Annotated in this window: 15 protein-coding genes; 10 read left to right on the top strand and 5 right to left on the bottom strand. The window is 62.3% G+C overall.

What is annotated here, in order from left to right; translation table 11 throughout:
* Window positions 1-257: 257 nt before the first annotated feature.
* The 4 genes from xdhA (at window position 258) to guaD (ending at window position 6,344) form a co-directional block, all read left to right on the top strand.
* The gene (gene xdhA, locus CKW07_RS00365) at window positions 258-1,712 is read left to right on the top strand and encodes a xanthine dehydrogenase small subunit (protein WP_095143089.1); all 1,455 of its coding nucleotides are present in this window, start codon (window positions 258-260) and stop codon (window positions 1,710-1,712) included.
* Complete coding sequence (xdhB, locus tag CKW07_RS00360) at window positions 1,705-4,104, top strand: xanthine dehydrogenase molybdopterin binding subunit (protein ID WP_095143088.1); 2,400 nt, start codon at window positions 1,705-1,707, stop codon at window positions 4,102-4,104. The genes xdhA and xdhB overlap by 8 nt, the downstream gene beginning before the upstream one ends.
* Window positions 4,105-4,173: 69 nt before the next feature.
* On the top strand, window positions 4,174-5,016 hold the full coding sequence (xdhC, locus tag CKW07_RS00355) for a xanthine dehydrogenase accessory protein XdhC (RefSeq protein WP_095082701.1): 843 nt from the start codon (window positions 4,174-4,176) through the stop codon (window positions 5,014-5,016).
* A 23-nt stretch (window positions 5,017-5,039) separates the two neighbouring features.
* A complete protein-coding gene (gene guaD / locus CKW07_RS00350; protein ID WP_095143087.1) occupies window positions 5,040-6,344 on the top strand; it encodes a guanine deaminase in 1,305 nt (434 codons plus the stop codon).
* 131 nt (window positions 6,345-6,475) lie between these two features.
* On the opposite strand, the gene CKW07_RS00345 is transcribed toward guaD, so the two are convergent.
* The gene (locus CKW07_RS00345) at window positions 6,476-7,240 is read right to left on the bottom strand and encodes a GntR family transcriptional regulator (RefSeq protein WP_095143086.1); all 765 of its coding nucleotides are present in this window, start codon (window positions 7,238-7,240) and stop codon (window positions 6,476-6,478) included.
* 235 nt (window positions 7,241-7,475) lie between these two features.
* On the opposite strand from CKW07_RS00345, the gene CKW07_RS00340 reads away from it, so the two are divergent.
* Complete coding sequence (locus tag CKW07_RS00340; RefSeq protein WP_095143085.1) at window positions 7,476-8,666, top strand: benzoate/H(+) symporter BenE family transporter; 1,191 nt, start codon at window positions 7,476-7,478, stop codon at window positions 8,664-8,666.
* A gap of 44 nt (window positions 8,667-8,710) precedes the next feature.
* Here CKW07_RS00340 and CKW07_RS00335 read toward each other — a convergent pair whose 3' ends face one another.
* On the bottom strand, window positions 8,711-9,055 hold the full coding sequence (locus CKW07_RS00335) for a YggL family protein (protein ID WP_095143084.1): 345 nt from the start codon (window positions 9,053-9,055) through the stop codon (window positions 8,711-8,713).
* 232 nt (window positions 9,056-9,287) lie between these two features.
* On the opposite strand from CKW07_RS00335, the gene dacB reads away from it, so the two are divergent.
* Window positions 9,288-10,748: a D-alanyl-D-alanine carboxypeptidase/D-alanyl-D-alanine-endopeptidase gene (gene dacB / locus CKW07_RS00330; RefSeq protein ID WP_095143083.1), complete on the top strand. Its 1,461-nt coding sequence runs from the start codon at window positions 9,288-9,290 to the stop codon at window positions 10,746-10,748.
* A gap of 211 nt (window positions 10,749-10,959) precedes the next feature.
* Here the strand turns inward: dacB and rlmKL are convergent, their stop codons facing one another.
* Entirely contained in the window at window positions 10,960-13,230 is a 2,271-nt protein-coding gene (rlmKL, locus tag CKW07_RS00325; protein WP_095143082.1) for a bifunctional 23S rRNA (guanine(2069)-N(7))-methyltransferase RlmK/23S rRNA (guanine(2445)-N(2))-methyltransferase RlmL, read from the bottom strand.
* 546 nt (window positions 13,231-13,776) lie between these two features.
* On the opposite strand from rlmKL, the gene rmf reads away from it, so the two are divergent.
* A complete protein-coding gene (gene rmf, locus CKW07_RS00320; RefSeq protein WP_003223300.1) occupies window positions 13,777-13,992 on the top strand; it encodes a ribosome modulation factor in 216 nt (71 codons plus the stop codon).
* A 192-nt stretch (window positions 13,993-14,184) separates the two neighbouring features.
* Here the strand turns inward: rmf and CKW07_RS00315 are convergent, their stop codons facing one another.
* Complete coding sequence (locus CKW07_RS00315) at window positions 14,185-15,210, bottom strand: quinone-dependent dihydroorotate dehydrogenase (RefSeq protein ID WP_095143081.1); 1,026 nt, start codon at window positions 15,208-15,210, stop codon at window positions 14,185-14,187.
* Window positions 15,211-15,454: 244 nt separating this feature from the next.
* Between CKW07_RS00315 and CKW07_RS00310 the strand changes: the two genes are divergently transcribed.
* Together CKW07_RS00310 and CKW07_RS00305 are read left to right on the top strand one after the other, a co-directional pair.
* Window positions 15,455-16,666 carry a CmpA/NrtA family ABC transporter substrate-binding protein gene (locus CKW07_RS00310; protein ID WP_095143080.1) on the top strand — a complete coding sequence of 404 codons (1,212 nt, stop codon included), beginning with the start codon at window positions 15,455-15,457 and terminating at the stop codon, window positions 16,664-16,666.
* 15 nt (window positions 16,667-16,681) lie between these two features.
* Window positions 16,682-17,257 carry an ANTAR domain-containing response regulator gene (locus CKW07_RS00305; protein WP_095143079.1) on the top strand — a complete coding sequence of 192 codons (576 nt, stop codon included), beginning with the start codon at window positions 16,682-16,684 and terminating at the stop codon, window positions 17,255-17,257.
* Between the two features lie 120 nt (window positions 17,258-17,377).
* Here the strand turns inward: CKW07_RS00305 and CKW07_RS25870 are convergent, their stop codons facing one another.
* Window positions 17,378-17,587 (bottom strand): hypothetical protein, encoded by a 210-nt coding sequence (locus CKW07_RS25870; protein WP_095143078.1) that lies wholly within the window; start codon window positions 17,585-17,587, stop codon window positions 17,378-17,380.
* 26 nt (window positions 17,588-17,613) lie between these two features.
* Here CKW07_RS25870 and CKW07_RS00295 point away from each other — a divergent pair, with 26 nt between their 5' ends.
* Window positions 17,614-18,825: a NarK/NasA family nitrate transporter gene (locus CKW07_RS00295; RefSeq protein ID WP_095143077.1), complete on the top strand. Its 1,212-nt coding sequence runs from the start codon at window positions 17,614-17,616 to the stop codon at window positions 18,823-18,825.

The following is an 18,825-nucleotide window of genomic DNA, read 5'->3' as shown; positions in this document are numbered from 1 at the left end:
TGAAAATCTTCAATCTGCACAAGCGGCGCAGTGTAGCGCACTTGATAGGGGATGGCGCAGGGCCTGACCCGGGGAAATTGGCACGATTCAAGCAAAAAGCACGGTATCCCGAGAGGGTCAATAATGAAAGAAACGGCTGTTGATCGGCAAATGTCAATTTCCTGACCTTGAAGTCAGAAAATCATTGACCGAAAAGTCAGACCTGCTAAATTCAGGTCACGTCGATCAACAACAATAATGAGTCTGCGAGGCCTTCCGTGATCCAGTTTTTATTAAACCAGGAACTCCGTAGCGAGCACGCCCTGGACCCGAACCTGACCGTGCTGAACTATCTGCGCGACCATTTGGGCAAGCCCGGTACCAAAGAAGGTTGCGCCAGTGGCGACTGTGGCGCGTGTACGGTGGTGGTCGGTGAATTGCACACCGATGACACCGGCCGCGAGCAGATTCGCTATCGCAGTCTCAACTCGTGTCTGACCTTTGTGTCGTCCCTGCAGGGCAAACAGCTGATCAGCGTCGAAGACCTCAAGCACCAGGGCCAACTGCACAGCGTGCAACAGGCCATGGTCGAATGCCACGGCTCCCAGTGCGGCTTCTGCACACCGGGCTTTGTCATGTCGCTGTTCGCCCTGCAGAAAAACAGCGACCAACCCGACGCCCACAAGGCCCACGAAGCCCTCGCCGGCAACCTGTGCCGCTGCACCGGCTACCGGCCGATCCTGCAAGCCGCCGAGCAAAGTTGCTGTGGCAAGCAGCCTGACCAGTTCGATGCCCGCGAAGCCGAGACCATTGCTCGCCTGAAGGCCATCGCCCCCAGCGATACAGGTGAACTCAACAGTGGCGACAAACGCTGCCTGGTGCCGCTGACCGTGGCCGACCTGGCCGATCTCTACGACGCCTATCCGCAAGCGCGCCTGCTGGCGGGCGGCACCGACCTGGCGCTGGAAGTGACCCAGTTCCACCGCACGCTGCCGGTGATGATCTACGTCGGCAACGTCGCCGAAATGAAGCGCATCGAACGCTTTGACGACCGCCTGGAAATCGGCGCCGCCACCGCCCTCTCCGATTGCTACGACGCCCTGAAGGCCGAGTACCCGGACTTCGGTGAACTGCTGCAACGCTTTGCCTCCCTGCAGATCCGCAACCAGGGCACCCTGGGCGGCAATATCGGCAACGCCTCGCCCATCGGTGACTCGCCACCACTGCTGATCGCGCTGGGTGCGCAGATCGTGCTGTGCAAAGGCAATACCCGCCGCACCCTGGCCCTGGAAGACTATTTCATCGACTACCGGGTGACTGCGCGCCAGGAAAGCGAGTTCATCGAAAAGATCATCGTGCCCCGTGCCAGCGCCGAACAACTGTTCCGTGCCTACAAGGTGTCCAAGCGCCTGGACGATGACATCTCCGCCGTCTGTGCAGCGTTCAACCTGCGCATTGAAAACGGTGTGATCCGCGATGCCCGCGTCGCCTTCGGCGGCATGGCCGCGACCCCGAAACGGGCAAAGCACTGCGAAGCCGCACTGCTGGGCGCGACCTGGAACAAAGCCACCGTCGAAAGCGCCTGCGCCGCCCTGGCCGAAGACTTCACCCCGCTGTCGGACTTCCGTGCGAGCAAGGAATACCGCCTGCTCAGTGCACAGAACCTGCTGCGCAAATACTTCATCGAACTGCAAACACCGTACATCGAGACTCGGGTGACCGCTTATGTCTAACCATCACACCGTTGAAAAGACCCAAGCCGAACTGGCCGAGCTGTTTGCCAGGGACCTGACCACCGGCGTCGGGCGCAGCGTCAAGCACGACAGCGCCGCCAAACACGTGTCCGGTGAAGCGCAGTACATTGATGACCGGCTGGAGTTCCCGAATCAGTTGCACGTTTATGCGCGACTGTCGGACCGTGCCCACGCGAAAATCATCAGCATCGACACCCAACCCTGCTACGCCTTCGAAGGCGTGCGCATCGCCATTACCCACAAAGACATACCGGGCCTGAAAGACATCGGCCCACTGCTGCCGGGCGACCCGCTGCTGGCCATCGATGACGTGCAGTTCGTCGGCCAACCGGTGCTCGCCGTCGCCGCGAAGGACCTGGACACCGCACGCAAGGCTGCCATGGCGGCGGTCATCGAATATGAAGACCTGGAGCCGGTGCTCGACGTGGTCGAAGCCCTGCGCAAACGCCACTTCGTCCTCGACAGCCACACCCACCAGCGCGGCGATTCGGCCAATGCCCTGGCAACCGCCGAACACCGTATCCAGGGCACGCTGCACATTGGCGGCCAGGAACACTTCTACCTGGAGACCCAGATCTCTTCCGTGATGCCGACGGAAGACGGCGGGATGATTGTCTACTGCTCGACCCAGAACCCCACCGAAGTGCAGAAACTGGTCGCCGAAGTGCTGGACGTGTCGATGAACAAGATCGTCGTCGACATGCGCCGCATGGGCGGTGGTTTCGGCGGCAAGGAAACCCAGGCTGCCAGCCCGGCCTGCCTGTGCGCGGTGATCGCGCACCTGACCGGACAGCCGACCAAGATGCGCCTGCCCCGGGTCGAAGACATGCTGATGACCGGCAAGCGCCACCCGTTCTATGTCGAGTACGACGTCGGCTTCGACAGCACCGGCCGCCTGCACGGCATTGCCCTGGACCTGGCGGGCAACTGCGGCTGCTCGCCGGACCTGTCGGCGTCCATCGTTGACCGGGCCATGTTCCACTCGGACAACTCGTACTACCTGGGTGACGCGACCATCAACGGTCACCGCTGCAAGACCAACACCGCCTCGAACACCGCCTACCGTGGTTTTGGTGGCCCGCAAGGCATGGTCGCCATCGAAGAAGTGATGGACGCCATCGCCCGCCATCTGGGCCTCGACCCGCTGGCCGTGCGCAAGGTCAACTACTACGGCAAGACCGAGCGCAACGTCACCCACTACTACCAGACCGTCGAGCACAACATGCTCGAGGAAATGACCGCCGAACTGGAAGAAAGCAGCCAGTACGCCGAACGCCGCGAAGCGATCCGGCGCTACAACGCCAACAGCCCGATCCTGAAAAAAGGCCTGGCGCTGACCCCGGTGAAGTTCGGCATTTCCTTCACGGCCAGCTTCCTCAACCAGGCCGGCGCCCTGGTGCATGTCTATACCGACGGCAGCATCCACCTCAACCACGGCGGCACGGAAATGGGTCAGGGCCTGAACACCAAGGTCGCCCAGGTGGTGGCCGAAGTGTTCCAGGTGGAAATGGACCGGGTGCAGATCACGGCCACCAACACCGACAAAGTGCCCAATACCTCGCCGACGGCCGCCTCCAGTGGGGCTGACCTCAACGGCAAGGCCGCGCAAAACGCCGCCGAGATCATCAAGCAGCGCCTGGTGGAATTTGCCGCGCGCAAGTTCGGGGTCAGCGAAGCAGACGTGGAGTTCCACAACGGCCACGTGCGGATTCGCGACCAGATCCTGACCTTCGAAGCCTTGATCCAGCAGGCGTACTTTGCCCAGGTGTCGCTGTCGAGCACCGGGTTCTACAAGACCCCGAAAATCTACTACGACCGCAGCCAGGCCCGTGGTCGTCCGTTCTACTACTTTGCCTTTGGTGCGGCCTGTGCCGAGGTGATCGTCGACACCCTGACCGGCGAGTACAAGATGCTGCGCACCGACATCCTCCACGACGTCGGCACCTCGCTGAACCCGGCCATCGACATCGGCCAGGTCGAAGGCGGCTATATCCAGGGCATGGGCTGGCTGACCATGGAAGAGCTGGTGTGGAATGCCAAGGGCAAGCTGATGACCAACGGCCCGGCCAGCTACAAGATCCCGGCGGTGGCCGACATGCCGCTGGACCTGCGGGTCAAGCTGGTGGAAAACCGCAAGAATCCGGAAGACACGGTGTTCCACTCCAAGGCTGTGGGCGAGCCTCCGTTCATGCTCGGCATCGCCGCCTGGTGTGCGATCAAGGACGCCGTGGCCAGCCTGGGCGACTACCGCCATCAACCGAAAATCGACGCGCCGGCGACGCCGGAGCGGGTGTTGTGGGGTTGTGAGCAGATGCGCCAGTTGACGGCGGTGAAAGCCGTGGAAGCCGAGACCGAGCTGGCTTCGCTCTAGACCGGGGCGCGCCCATCGCGGGTTTGCCCGCGATGGGCCCGAACAGACAACAGAGATGTTGAGGTGAACATGTACAACTGGATCGACGCCCTCGCCGACCTGCAAGCCCAGGGTGAACCCTGCGTGCTGGTGACCATCATCGAAGAGCTCGGCTCGACGCCGCGCAATGCTGGCTCGAAGATGGTCATCAGCGCCACGCAGTCCTATGACACCATCGGTGGCGGGCATCTGGAATACAAGGCGATGCACATCGCCCGGGAGATGCTGGCCAGCGGCAAGCAGGACACCCACCTGGAACGCTTCACGCTCGGCGCCAGCCTCGGCCAATGCTGCGGCGGCGTGACCGTGCTGCTGTTCGAGCCCATGGGCCAGGTGCAGGCGCAGATTGCCGTGTTCGGTGCCGGCCACGTTGGCCGGGCGCTGGTGCCCTTGCTGGCCAGCCTGCCCTGCCGCGTGCGCTGGATCGACTCGCGCGAAGCCGAGTTCCCCGAGCAGATCCCCCATGGCGTGCGTAAAATCGTCAGCGAAGAACCGGTGGACGAAGTCGACGACCTGCCCGTCGGCAGCTACTGCATCGTCATGACCCACAATCACCAGCTCGACCTGGAGCTCACCGCCGCGATCCTCAAGCGCAACGACTTCGCCTACTTCGGCCTGATCGGCTCGAAGACCAAGCGGGTCAAGTTCGAACACCGCCTGCGCGAGCGCGGTGTCGACAACAGCGTGCTGCAACGCATGCGTTGCCCGATGGGCATCGGCGAAGTCAAAGGCAAATTGCCTGTGGAAATCGCCATCTCCATCGCCGGGGAAATCATCGCCACCTATAACGCGAATTTCGGCCAGCACACCGCCCGCGCCGAACCTATTGCCAAACTGCTTCCCGCTTCACGCCGCAGCCACGCGTCGAACTGATAAGCCACGAACTGAGAATTCCCATGCCTTCGACTTGCAAAGCCTACCGCGCCGCCATCCTGCACAGCATCGCCGACCCCGCCGTGGTGGGCATCGAAGCCTCCTACGAGTACTTCGAAGATGGTTTGCTGGTGACCGAAAACGGCCAGATCAGTGCCATCGGCCACGCCACCGAACTGCTTGCCAGCCTGCCCGCCGACATCGAGATCACCCACTATCAGGATGCGCTGATCACCCCAGGCTTCATCGACACCCATATCCACCTGCCGCAAACCGGCATGGTCGGCGCCTACGGCGAACAACTGCTGGACTGGCTAAACACCTACACCTTCCCGTGTGAAAGCCAGTTCGCCGACAAGGCCCACGCCGAAGAAGTCGCCGAGATCTTCATCAAGGAACTGCTGCGCAACGGCACCACCACCGCGCTGGTGTTCGGCAGCGTGCACCCGCAGTCAGTGGATTCGTTCTTCGAAGTCGCCCGCAAACTTGACCTGCGGATGATCGCCGGCAAGGTGATGATGGACCGCAACGCGCCGGATTACCTGACCGACACCGCCGAATCCAGCTATGTCGACAGCAAGGCGCTGATCGAGCGCTGGCACGGCAAGGGTCGCCTGCACTACGCGGTCACCCCGCGCTTTGCCCCGACCAGCACCCCGGAACAACTGACCCTCGCCGGCCAGTTGCTCGGCGAATACCCTGACCTGTACATGCAGACCCACATCAGTGAAAACCTGCAGGAAATCCAATGGGTCAAAGAGCTGTTCCCGGAGCGCAAGGGCTACCTGGACGTCTACGACCATTACAAGCTGCTGGGCGAGCGCTCGGTGTTCGCCCACGGGGTGCACCTGTGTGACGACGAATGCGCGCGCCTGGCCGAGACCGGCTCGGCCATCGCCTTCTGCCCGACCTCGAACTTCTTCCTGGGCAGCGGCCTGTTCAACCTGCCGATGGCCGAGAAGCACAACCTGAACGTCGGACTGGGCACGGACGTGGGCGCCGGCACCAGCTTCTCGCTGCTGCACACCCTCAACGAAGCCTACAAAGTCATGCAACTGCAAGGCGCACGCCTGAGCCCGTTCAAGTCGCTGTACCTGGCCACCCTCGGCGGTGCGCGGGCGCTGCGCCTGGAGGACCGCATCGGCACCCTGCAACCGGGCACCGACGCCGACTTCCTGGTGCTGGACTACAACGCCACGCCACTGCTCAGCTACCGCCTGAAACAGGCCAACACCATCGCCGAAACCCTGTTTGTCCTGATGACCCTGGGGGATGACCGCACGGTGCTGCAGACCTATGCGGCGGGCAACCTGGTGCATCAGCGCTAAAGGTTTCGGTCATGAAAAAATCCCCCGTGCCGTGAGGCTCCGGGGGATTTTTTTGTCCTTGAGAGCGCCTTCTCAGGCAACTCAATCAAGCCACAGGGCATGTGTGCCCGCGAAGGACGCGCCGCGGTGTCTCAGATTTTCGCGCTGGAACGCCCTGGCTTCTTGGTCTGCAGCAAATGCGAGAACACCGCGTGCAAATCATCCGAGGCGCTTTCTTCGTCGAGGTTGAGCTTGCTGTCGATGTGATCCATGTGGTGCATCATCAGGTTCACCGCCAGCGTCGCATCGCGGGCCTCGATGGCATCGATCAACTGGGTGTGCTCGTCGTAGGAGCAGTGTGAACGGTTGCCGCTTTCGTACTGGGCGATGATCAGGGACGTCTGCGACACCAGGCTGCGCTGGAAGCTGATCAGCGGGGCGTTCTTCGCCGCTTCCGCGAGCTTGAGGTGGAACTCGCCCGAAAGACGGATGCCGGCGCCACGGTCGCCACGGGAGAAGCTGTCGCGCTCGTCGTTGACCATCTGCCGCAACTCGGCAATCTGCTCGGCGGTCGCGTGCTCGACCGCAAGCTCGGTGATCGCCCGCTCCACCAGGCGCCGCGCCATGAATACCTGGCGGGCCTCCTCGACGCTCGGGCTGGCAACCACGGCGCCACGGTTGGGACGCAGGAGTACCACGCCTTCGTGGGCAAGGCGTGACAACGCGCGGCGAATGATGGTGCGGCTGACCCCGAAAATCTCTCCCAGCGCCTCTTCGCTCAATTTAGTACCGGGCGCCAGGCGCTGTTCGAGGATGGCCTCGAAGATATGCGCATAGACGATATCGTCCTGGGTACCGCTGCGGCCGGCTTTGCCTGCTCGCGGTTGTTTCTTGAGGGGCTGCAACTGTTCGTTCATGGGCACTCGAATCGGGAGAACGGCGGCGAATAGACCGTGACTGTAATACGGCACAGTGGGTCGCTGACAAGTATCGCGTAAAAAACTGTGCATATTGTACACAACTGGAGGTGGCAACACACTGTATGGCCGTTTACGCCCCCGGCTGTATTGCAACGATCCGTCAGGTTTGAGTTTAGGCTTGAACCCACAAAACAGCCTGCCTGCTTCCGCGGATACAAGGAACACCACCGTCATGAACGACGCCACGCACACGCAACTTCGCCCACTGGCCGATACCTCGCCCTCAGCGATCGTCGCCGGGTTCATCGCCATGATGACCGGCTACACCAGCTCCCTGGTGCTGATGTTTCAAGCCGGGCAAGCCGCCGGCCTGAGCAGCGGGCAGATTTCTTCGTGGATCTGGGCGCTCTCGATTGGCATGGCGGTGTGCTCGATCGGCCTGTCCCTGCGTTATCGCACCCCCATCACCATTGCCTGGTCGACCCCCGGTGCGGCGTTGTTGATCACCAGCCTGGCGGGGGTCAGCTACGGTGAGGCGATTGGCGCCTACATCACCTGCGCCATCCTGGTGACGATCTGCGGCATGACCGGTAGCTTCGAACGGCTGGTGAAAAGGATCCCGGGGTCCCTGGCCGCCGCCTTGCTGGCCGGGATCCTGTTCAAGATCGGCAGCGAAATCTTCGTCGCCGCCCAGCATCGCACCGGCCTGGTGCTGGGGATGTTTATCACCTACCTGGTGGTCAAGCGCCTGTCCCCGCGTTATGCCGTGCTTGCCGCGCTGCTGATCGGCACCGCCTTGTCCGGCTTCATGGGGCTGCTGGACTTCAGCGGCTTTCACCTGGAAGTGGCAACGCCAGTCTGGACCACGCCGCACTTCTCGCTCGCCGCCACCATCAGCATCGGCATCCCCCTGTTCGTGGTGGCCATGACCTCGCAAAACATGCCCGGCATCGCGGTGCTGCGCGCCGACGGCTACAAGGTTGCGGCCTCGCCACTGATCACCACCACCGGCATCGCCTCGTTGCTGCTGGCACCGTTCGGCTCCCACGGGATCAACCTGGCGGCCATCAGCGCGGCCATCTGCACCGGCCCCCATGCCCATGAAGATCGCGACAAGCGCTACACCGCGGCAGTCTGGTGCGGGATTTTCTACGGTATTGCCGGCGTGTTCGGCGCGACACTGGCGGCCTTGTTTGCCGCCCTGCCCAAGGAGCTGGTGCTGTCAATTGCCGCCCTGGCGCTGTTTGGCTCGATCATCAATGGCCTGAGCATCGCCATGAGCGAAGTGAAGGAACGCGAAGCGGCGCTGATCACCTTTATGGTCACGGCGTCGGGGATGACCCTGTTTTCTATCGGCTCGGCATTCTGGGGGATTGTCGCGGGGCTGGTGACGCTGATGATTCTGAATGGGCGCAAAGCATGAGACATAAAAAAACGGCGACCTCAGGGTCGCCGTTTTTTTGAACATCAGGCTACCGGATTGATCGGCTTTTCCGGGTACCAAACGTCCAGCAACGGGCTGACTTCAGCGCTGGTCAGCTCGGTACGGCCCTTGAGCCAGGCTTCAACGGCAGCACGCTGTTCTGCGCTGACGGAGCCGCGCTTCTGCAGGCAAACCAGACCGAAGTCGTCGCCGCCCACATAACCCAGACCGTTGGCTTCCATGGCTTCTTTCAGGAACGCGTCGAGGAAAGCGTCAATGGCTTCATCAGCCAAATCTTCTTTGAAATCCAGGTTCAGCTCGAAACCCAGCTCTTGAAATTCATCGACGCACAGTTTTTTGCGCAGACGCTGGGAACGGTTAGTCGCCATTGGAACAATCCTCTTAAGTAATAACGGGCGGCACTTTAACATTTTAAGCCGCGCAATGCCCGACTCTCTGGAAGCCGGCCTCTACCGTCGGTAAAAAAAACGCGCATTAGGCACATCCTGTGCGGCACAAGGCGCTATACCTTGGGCATAATGCCGACACTTTCGTGACCATTGAGGGAATTTATCTTCATGCCCTCATTTTTTTCCCCTCGGCTGTAGGGTTTTATTTCAAATGATCAACTCTTTGCGTCCATTGCTTCTTGCCAGCCTGCTTGTGCCGCTGGCCTTCCCTGTTTCTGCCGCGCCGGTCAATACCGCGCTGACGCCCAATGTGCAAAAGGCGCTCAAAGCCAGCAAGCTGCCGGACAGCGCCCTGTCCCTGGTAATGATTCCGCTCAACGGCCCGGGCACTCCCACGGTCTTCAACGCCGACGTGTCGGTGAACCCGGCCTCGACCATGAAGCTGGTCACCACCTACGCCGCCCTGGAGATGCTCGGCCCGAACCACCAGTGGAAAACCGAGTTCTACACCGACGGCACCCTGAGCGGCGGGATCCTGCATGGCAACCTGTACCTCAAGGGTGGCGGCGATCCGAAGCTGAACATGGAAAAGCTCTGGCTGCTGATGCGCGACCTGCGGGCCAATGGCGTACAGCAAGTCACGGGCGACCTGGTGCTGGACCGCAGCTTCTTCATCCAGCCGCAATTGCCTCAGTTCAATGACGACGGCAATGACGATAACAAGCCGTTCCTGGTCAAGCCGGACGCCCTGCTGGTCAACCTCAAGGCCCTGCGCTTCGTGGCCCGCAATGACTCGGGCCGGGTGCTGGTGTCGGTTGAACCGCCGATCGCCACCGTGCGCATCGATAACCAGGTCAAGGCCCTCAACTCCAAGCAATGCACCGGTGGCGTGCGCTATAACCCGGTGCCCCAGGCCGACGGCAGCGTGGCCGTGACCGTGGCCGGCCAGCTCGGCGAGGGCTGCAGCTCGCAGACCTACCTCTCGCTGCTCGACCATGCCACCTACACCGCCGGTGCCGTACGGGCGATCTGGCAGGAACTGGGCGGCAGCATCCAGGGCAAGGATCGCCTGGCGTCGGTGCCAAAAGACGCCAAGGTCCTGGCCCGGGCCTTCTCGCCGGACCTGGCGGAAATCATCCGCGACATCAACAAGTACAGTAACAACACCATGGCCCAGCAGTTGTTCCTGAGCCTGGGTGCGAAATACCGTACCGATGCCGATGGCGACGACGCCAGGGCCGCACAGCGCGTCGTGCGCCAGTGGCTGGCGAAAAAGGGCATTACCGCCTCGCACCTGGTGATGGAGAACGGCTCGGGCCTGTCGCGCGCTGAACGGGTAAGTGCCCGGGAGATGGCGAGCATGCTGCAGGCCGCCTGGAGAAGCCCGTACTCGGCCGAGTTCGTCAGCTCGATGCCGATTTCCGGCATGGACGGCACCATGCGCAAGCGCCTCAAGACCACCGCCATGCGCGGTGAGGCCCACGTCAAGACCGGCACCCTGAACACCGTTCGCGCCATTGCCGGCTTCAGCCGCGACAACAACGGCAACACCTGGGCCGTGGTGGCGATCCTCAACGACAAGGCACCGTTTGGCGCCTCGTCGGTACTCGATCAAGTGCTGCTGGACCTGTACCGTCAGCCGAAACTGGCGGCGACCGCTTCGGTGCTGTAAGCCTTACCGACAGTCTGCGCCCCCACGTGGCCAGGGACCTTTGTTCCCTGGCCACTGGGGCGTGCTACCCCTCCTCGACCCGATTCTTCCCGCCAGCCTGCAGGCATACACCCCCACGTCGGCACGCCACAACATGGCTATTGCCATGCAGTTCGCCAGAGAATCAGCCCACAGGGCCTCGAAACATTGAGGCCCTGTGGGACCAGCCCCCTTAACGCGCCATGATTTTCCAGGCACGGTGGATCTTGCCGTTACGGGCAAAGTCCGGGTCGATGGTTTGCGCGGTGATTTCCTCGACGGCATAGCGCGCCACGAGGTTCTCTTCGAGCTGGAACTTGCGGAAGTTGTTGGAGAAATACAACACGCCGCCCGGTGCCAGGCGCGCCATGGCCAGGTCCAGCAGTTGCACGTGGTCACGCTGGACGTCGAAGATGCCTTCCATGCGCTTGGAGTTGGAGAAGGTCGGCGGATCGATGAAGATCATCTCGAACTCGTCCCGGTTGGCTTCCAGCCAGGCCATGACATCGCCCTGCTCCAGGCGGTTCTTGTCCGAGAAACCATTGAGCGACAGGTTACGACGCGCCCAGTCCAGGTAGGTTTTCGACAAGTCGACGCTGGTGGTGCTGCGTGCGCCGCCCTTGGCCGCATGCACACTGGCGGTGGCGGTGTAGCAGAACAGATTGAGGAAGCGCTTGCCGGCCGCCTCTTTCTGGATCCGCATGCGCATCGGACGGTGGTCCAGGAACAGGCCGGTGTCGAGGTAGTCGGTCAGGTTGACCAGCAACTTCACGCCGCCTTCGTTGACTTCGACGAACTTGCCCTGGGCACTTTGACGCTCGTACTGGCGGGTGCCGCTCTGACGCTCGCGGCGCTTGACCACCACGCGGCTCTTGTCGACGTTCAAGGCCTGCGGAATGGCCGCCAGGGCATCGAACATGCGCGCCGAGGCTTTTTCCGGGTCGATGGATTTCGGCGCGGCGTATTCCTGGACGTGGACCCAGTCGTGATACAGGTCGATGGCCATCGAGTACTCAGGCATGTCGGCATCGTAGACGCGGTAGCAATCGATGCCTTCGCGCTTGACCCACTTGCCCATAGCCTTGAGGTTCTTCTGCAGGCGGTTGGCAAACATCTGCCCGCCTTCGCTCAGGCGCGCCTGCTCAACCACAGGTGCCGGTGCCGGCACAGGTTTGATCGGGTTGCCGTTCTTGTTGTACTGACGCTCTTGCGGCTCGACCGGCAACTGATCGTAGACCGCTTGCTCACGCTCGGCCTGGCGCTGTTCCGGCGTACGGCGCTCGCCTGTGACGAACTGGTCCGGCAGGACTTTGATCAGCAGCAGTTTGCACGGCAGCGCGCCGTTCCAGAACGAATACTGCTTGTGGCTGCGGATGCCCATGCGCTTGCCCAGGTCCGGCGCGCCGGTGAACACGGCCGCTTCCCAGTTCAGGCAGGCCTGGCGCAGGCGCTCGCCTAGGTTCTGGTAGAGGTAGAGCAAGCTCGCCTCGTCGCCCAGGCGCTCGCCGTATGGAGGGTTGCAGATCACCAGGCCTTTCTGGTTCTGGTCCGGGCGCGGCTCGAACGTCGCGACTTCGCCCTGGTAGATCTTGATCCACTCGCTCAGGCCGGCGCGCTCGACGTTGTTACGGCCCGGTTGAATCAGCCGTGGGTCGGCTTCGTACCCGCGAATCCACAGCGGTGGCTTGGCCAGGCCGGCAGCGGCGCGCTCTGAGGCTTCTTCGTGGAGCTTTTTCCACAACGCCGGCACGTGACCCAGCCAGGCGGTGAAGCCCCACTGCTCACGGCGCAGGTTCGGCGCCATATCGGCGGCGATCATCGCCGCTTCGACCAGGAAGGTCCCGACACCGCACATCGGGTCAGCCAGTGCGCCGCCTTGAGCGGCAATGCGTGGCCAGCCGGAACGGATCAGGATCGCCGCCGCGAGGTTTTCCTTCAGCGGTGCAGCACCTTGCTGCAGGCGGTAGCCGCGCTGGTGCAGGCTGTGACCGGACAGGTCCAGGGACAGGATCGCTTCGCCACGGTCCAGGCGCAGGTGAATGCGCAGGTCCGGGTTGAGCTTGTCGATGGACGGGCGCTCACCCGACGGGGTGCGCAGCTTGTCGACGATGGCGTCCTTGACTTTCAACGCACCGAAGTGGGTGTTGTCGATGCCCGAACCGTGGCCACTGAACTCCACCGCCAGGGTACCGTCAGGCAGCATATGGTCCTGCCACTCGACATCCAGCACGCCGTGATACAGGTCTTCGGCGTCCTTCATCGCGAAACGCTTGAGGACAATCAGGACCCGGTTCGCCAGGCGCGACCACAGGCACAGGCGATAGGCGGTTTCCATGGTGGCCATGCCACGCACGGCCGAGGTGTGCTCGCGCGCTTCCTCAAGGCCAAGCCCGACGGCTTCCTCGATAAGCAGGCCTTCGAGGCCTTTAGGGCAAGTGAGGAAGAGTTCGTAACGATCCGACATGGGGGTTCCAGGGCCTTTGGCAATAAGTGAACGGGCAACGCATTGACCGCTCGGTTTTCAATCAAGCGCTTTTCTAAAAGAGCGCTCGCGTGGCACGAAGGTGTGCCGTCCCACCCTGGCCGCTCAACCAGTCGATGGACTGGAATGAGCTTAGATGCCCGGGCAGATAAAAAATTCGATGCAACAAAATGTCATAACTCGACCCTTCGTCGAATAGTACCCGAGTACAACGGGTGGACATTTTTTCTAAAGCATTAACCTCATCATCCAGTGAGAGGCTGATCACAGGGGGCTTTGGCCAAACACCACGCAAATCACGTCGTGTTACTTATGGCCTTAGCATCTTTATCGTTACGTTCTTATGACAAAACGATCATTCCCTCGATGTGACTCATTGGTTAGAACTCAACTCAGGTTGACGCCGCAACGACGTCAACACCTTGGCTCGCGACGCCGGCAGCGAGCCCCCAACGGCAGGAGTTTTCCTGCCTGACCTCGATAGAGGTCGACGCGACAAATACAGTCAACAAGTGAGGGAAACACCCTATGAGAAGACTTAAGCGTGATCCGTTGGAAAGAGCATTTTTGCGCGGATATCAATATGGCGTTGGTGGCAAATCCCGTGAGCTTTGCCCATTTACTCTACCGTCGGTACGCCAAGCCTGGATTAACGGCTGGCGAGAAGGACGCGGCGACAACTGGGACGGTATGACCGGCACTGCGGGAATCCATAGACTCAACGAACTTCACGCCGTCGGCTAAACAGGGCACACACTCCGACACGACAACTTGATCAGGTAACGACTTAACCACGCACGTCCTCTCCGGACGGCGGGCTTCGGCCCAGGGGCTCCCTCGAGGAGCCCTTTTTTATGCCTGCAATCGACACCTGCAAACGCTGGCCGTGACAAGAGAGCTTGCCCCCTTGCCACACAATCCCCTCAGCACAAACCTCTACCGTTGGCGCATTGCCGCGATCGCATCCACCGACTCGCGAATCAACGCCGGGCCTTTGTAGATGAACCCGGAGTAGAGCTGCACCAGGCTGGCACCCGCGGCGATCTTCTCAGCCGCGTGCTTGCCTTCGGTGATCCCGCCCACGGCGATGATCGGCAGGCGCCCGGCCAGTTCAGCCGCCAGCACCTTGACCGTGTGCGTGCTCTTGTCGCGTACCGGGGCGCCGGACAAACCGCCCGCCTCGTCACCAAACTCCATGCCTTCGACACCGACGCGACTCAGGGTGGTGTTGGTCGCGATCACCGCGTCCATGCCGGTTTCGATCAGGGCCTGCGCCACTTCAACGGTTTCTTCGTCGGTCATGTCCGGTGCGATCTTGATCGCCAGCGGTACGCGCTTGCCGTGCAGTTGGGCCAGGTCTTCCTGGCGCTGGCGCAAGGCTTCGAGCAACTGCTTGAGCGAATCGCCAAATTGCAGGCTGCGCAGGCCCGGGGTGTTGGGCGAACTGACGTTGACCGTCACGTAGCTGGCATGGGCGTAGACCTTGTCCAGGCAGATCAGGTAGTCGTCGACGGCACGCTCGACCGGAGTGTCAAAGTTCTTGCCGATGTTGATCCCCAGCACGCCTTTGTACTTGGCGGCGGCAACGCGCGCCAGCAGGTGATCGACGCCCAGGTTGTTGAAGCCCATGCGGTTGATGATCGCCTCGGCCTGCGGCAAGCGAAAAATGCGCGGCTTGGGGTTGCCCGGCTGCGGACGCGGGGTAATGGTGCCGATTTCCACGAAGCCGAAACCCAGTTGGGCAAAGCCGTCGATGGCCGCGCCATTCTTGTCCAGACCGGCCGCCAGCCCTACCGGGTTCGGGAAGTCCAGGCCCATGACATTCACCGGCACGTGCGCCGGTGCCTTGCACAGCAAGCCGTTCAGGCCCAGACGCCCGCCCGCACCGATCAGGTCCAGGGACAGATCGTGGGAGGTTTCCGGGGAGAGTTTGAACAGCAGTTGGCGGGCCAGGGTATACATGGGCGGACTTGACTCGATTGGCGGCGAAATGAGGCGGCGATTATAGCCGGGCATCGGGGTTGCAAGCGAGGCGCACGACGAAATCAGGCGTCAATGGCATATGCCTTGCACCGGGATTGGCATCAGCACTCATGCCAACGACGGGATGAGTCCCGCGTTGCTGATGGGAAGGACAATGGCGTCGTCCCCCGGCCTTGCTCTGGCAAGGGCCCGGGACGACGTTTTTTTGGAAGGTGCACACTCGATGAATGAACCATCAGCCGGCCCTCTGGCCTGGGTCAATGGCAGCGATGCCCCGGAAAAAACCTCGATCAACCTGGGCTTCATGGCCCTGAGCGACTGCGCCTCGGTGGTGGTCGCCGCCACTCAGGGCTTCGCCCAGCCCTACGGCCTGACCCTGAATCTCAAGCGCCAAACGTCCTGGGCCAGCCTGCGGGACAAACTGGTCAGTGGCGAGCTGGATGCCGCCCACTGCCTGTACGGGCTGGTGTATGCCGTGCATCTGGGCATCGGTGGCGTAGCGGCAACCGACATGGCGGTGCTCATGGGCCTGAACCAGAACGGCCAGAGCATCAACCTCTCCCACGGCCTGCACCGGCTGGGCGTGAGCAGTCCTGAGGCGCTGGATCGCCACGTGCACCAAAGTCGCCCAAAACTGACCTTCGCCCAGACCTTTCCCACCGGCACCCACGCCATGTGGCTGTATTACTGGCTGGCCAGCCAGGGTATCCATCCGCTGCACGATGTCGACAGCGTCGTGGTACCGCCGCCGCAAATGATCGCGCACCTGCAGGCCGGTCGTATCGACGGCTTTTGCGTGGGCGAACCCTGGAGCGCCGCCGCCGTGAAGCAGAACCTGGGTTTCACCCTGGCAACCACCCAAGCCCTGTGGCCCGATCACCCGGAGAAAGTCCTCGCCTGCACCCGCGCCTTCGTCGAGCAATACCCCAACACAGCCCGGGCGCTGGTGATGGCGATCCTGGAGGCCAGTCGTTTCATCGAGCAAAGCACGGAAAATCGCCGCAGTACCGCGCAACTGTTGAGCGCCCCCGACTACCTGGATATGCCGCTGGACTGCATCGAGCCGCGCTTGCTGGGCGACTATGCCGACGGCCTTGGCAATCGCTGGCAGGACCCGCACGCGCTGCGCTTCCATGGCAATGGCGAGGTGAATGTGCCGTACCTGAGCGACGGCATGTGGTTCATGACCCAATTTCGGCGCTGGGGGCTGTTGCGTGAAGATCCGGACTATCTGGCGGTCGCCCGCCAGGTCCAGCAACTGGCGCTGTACCGGGACGCGGCCAGCGCATTGGGAATCCGTACCGAGGGCCAGGCAATGCGCAGCAGCCAGTTGATCGATGGCAAAGTCTGGGACGGTTCGGACCCTGCGGCCTATGCCCGCAGCTTCGCGCTGCACGCCATGACCGACACCCCCACCCTGCTCGCCCGCCGCTGACAGGAGGCCACGACCATGTTACGCATCCTGCTGATCAACGACACCGCGAAAAAAGTCGGTCGTCTCAAGACCGCACTGACCGAAGCCGGCTTCGAGGTGATCGACGAATCCGGCCTGACCATCGACCTGCCCGCGCGCGTCGAAACAGTGCACCCGGACGTGATCCTGATCGATACCGAGTCACCCAGCCGCGATGTGCTGGAACAAGTGGTGCTGGTCAGCCGTGACCAGCCACGGCCGATTGTGATGTTCACCGACGAACACGACCCGGGCGTGATGCGCCAGGCCATCAAGTCCGGCGTCAGTGCCTACATTGTCGAAGGCATTCATGCCGCACGCCTGCAGCCGATCCTGGATGTGGCCATGGCACGCTTTGAAAGCGACCAGGCCCTGCGCGCCCAACTCCACGCCCGGGACCAGCAACTGGCCGAGCGCAAGCGCATCGAACTGGCCAAGGGCATGCTGATGAAAATGAAAGCGTGCAACGAAGAGCAGGCCTACACCCTGATGCGCCGCCAGGCCATGAGCCGCCAGCAAAAGCTGATCCAGGTGGCGGAGCAGATCATTGCCATGAGCGAGTTGCTGGGCTGAGCCCCACGCCTGATCGTTTCCACGCTCCCGCGCGGGAATGCGTCCCGTGATGCTCCGCGTCACATTCAAAGCGGACGCCGAGCGTCCATGGCGGCATTTCCACGTAGAGCATGGGAACGATCATCGCGTACACATCGCGGATCTGGCACAGATCTCGCTAAGTAATCGGTACAGGTAACCAACGGCGGTTGCCCCACCCACGACAAAGACGTCGCTCACCTCATTTGCCCCTGGCGAATCGGGTAGCGGCGTTTTTTCGTTTTGGCCCCACAGCCCGGGGTCGGTGGTGCGGCCGTCGCGGCGCCCACCGCAAAGCTCACGACTTGCCACGAGACTCTTAACCGCTGAGGTGCGCGATGAACACAAGCTTCTGGAAATCCGGCCATACCCCGACACTGTTCTCAGCCTTTCTGTATTTCGACCTGAGCTTCATGGTCTGGTACCTGCTCGGCCCGCTGGCGGTGCAAATCGCCGCCGATCTGCAATTGACCACGCAACAGCGCGGGCTGATGGTGGCCACGCCAATTCTGGCCGGCGCCTTCCTGCGCTTCGCCATGGGCCTGCTCGCCGATCGCCTATCACCGAAAACCGCCGGGCTGATTGGCCAGGTGATTGTCATCTGCGCCCTGTTCGGCGCCTGGAAACTGGGGATCCACACCTACGAGCAGGCCTTGTTGCTGGGCGTGTTCCTGGGCATGGCCGGTGCTTCGTTCGCCGTCGCCCTGCCCCTGGCCTCGCAATGGTATCCGCCACAACACCAGGGCAAGGCCATGGGCATCGCCGGTGCGGGCAACTCGGGCACCGTGCTCGCCGCGCTGATCGCGCCGGTCCTGGCGGCCGCGTTTGGCTGGAGCAACGTGTTCGGCTTCGCCTTGATCCCGCTGATCCTGACCCTGATCGTGTTCGCCTGGCTGGCAAAAAACGCACCTGAGCGGCCCAAGGCCAAATCCATGAGCGACTACTTCAAGGCCCTGGCGGATCGTGACAGCTGGTGGTTCATGTTCTTCTACTGCGTGACCTTTGGCGGATTCATCGGCCTGGCCAGCGCCCTGCCTGGTTACTTCAACGATCAGTACGGCCTGAACCCGGTCACCGCCGGTTACTACACCGCCGCGTGCGTATTCGGCGGCAGCTTGATGCGGCCCCTGGGTGGTGCCCTGGCGGACCGTTTTGGCGGCATCCGCACCCTACTGGTGATGTACACCGTCGCCGCCGTGTGCATCGCGGCCGTCGGCTTCAACCTGCCCAGCTCCTACGCGGCACTGGCGCTGTTCGTGTGCACCATGCTCGGCCTCGGCGCGGGCAATGGCGCGGTGTTCCAACTGGTACCGCAGCGCTTTCGGCGCGAGATCGGCGTGATGACCGGCCTGATCGGCATGGCGGGTGGCATCGGCGGCTTCGCCCTGGCGGCCGGCATGGGGGCGATCAAGCAGAGCACGGGTAGCTATCAGTTGGCCTTGTGGTTGTTCGCCAGCCTGGGCGTCCTGGCCTGGTTTGGTCTGCACGGGGTCAAGCGCCGCTGGAGAACCACCTGGGGTTCGGCGGCCATGACCGCGGCACGGGTCTGA

This window comes from Pseudomonas sp. Irchel s3b6 (genome assembly GCF_900187415.1).
Taxonomy (GTDB): domain Bacteria; phylum Pseudomonadota; class Gammaproteobacteria; order Pseudomonadales; family Pseudomonadaceae; genus Aquipseudomonas.
Note: the sequence above shows the minus strand (reverse complement) of the source record. Positions and strands in the feature narration are given on the sequence as shown.

Excerpts from the sequence above, each read along its gene's own strand:
- rlmKL (WP_095143082.1), bottom strand. The coding sequence starts at position 13,230 with ATGTCGGATCGTTACGAACTCTTCCTCACTTGCCCTAAAGGCCTCGAA.
- xdhB (WP_095143088.1), top strand. The coding sequence starts at position 1,705 with ATGTCTAACCATCACACCGTTGAAAAGACCCAAGCCGAACTGGCCGAG.
- CKW07_RS00310 (WP_095143080.1), top strand. The coding sequence starts at position 15,455 with ATGAATGAACCATCAGCCGGCCCTCTGGCCTGGGTCAATGGCAGCGAT.
- CKW07_RS00315 (WP_095143081.1), bottom strand. The coding sequence starts at position 15,210 with ATGTATACCCTGGCCCGCCAACTGCTGTTCAAACTCTCCCCGGAAACC.
- guaD (WP_095143087.1), top strand. The coding sequence starts at position 5,040 with ATGCCTTCGACTTGCAAAGCCTACCGCGCCGCCATCCTGCACAGCATC.
- rmf (WP_003223300.1), top strand. The coding sequence starts at position 13,777 with ATGAGAAGACTTAAGCGTGATCCGTTGGAAAGAGCATTTTTGCGCGGA.
- xdhC (WP_095082701.1), top strand. The coding sequence starts at position 4,174 with ATGTACAACTGGATCGACGCCCTCGCCGACCTGCAAGCCCAGGGTGAA.
- CKW07_RS00340 (WP_095143085.1), top strand. The coding sequence starts at position 7,476 with ATGAACGACGCCACGCACACGCAACTTCGCCCACTGGCCGATACCTCG.
- dacB (WP_095143083.1), top strand. The coding sequence starts at position 9,288 with ATGATCAACTCTTTGCGTCCATTGCTTCTTGCCAGCCTGCTTGTGCCG.
- CKW07_RS00305 (WP_095143079.1), top strand. The coding sequence starts at position 16,682 with ATGTTACGCATCCTGCTGATCAACGACACCGCGAAAAAAGTCGGTCGT.
- CKW07_RS00335 (WP_095143084.1), bottom strand. The coding sequence starts at position 9,055 with ATGGCGACTAACCGTTCCCAGCGTCTGCGCAAAAAACTGTGCGTCGAT.
- CKW07_RS00345 (WP_095143086.1), bottom strand. The coding sequence starts at position 7,240 with ATGAACGAACAGTTGCAGCCCCTCAAGAAACAACCGCGAGCAGGCAAA.
- CKW07_RS00295 (WP_095143077.1), top strand. The coding sequence starts at position 17,614 with ATGAACACAAGCTTCTGGAAATCCGGCCATACCCCGACACTGTTCTCA.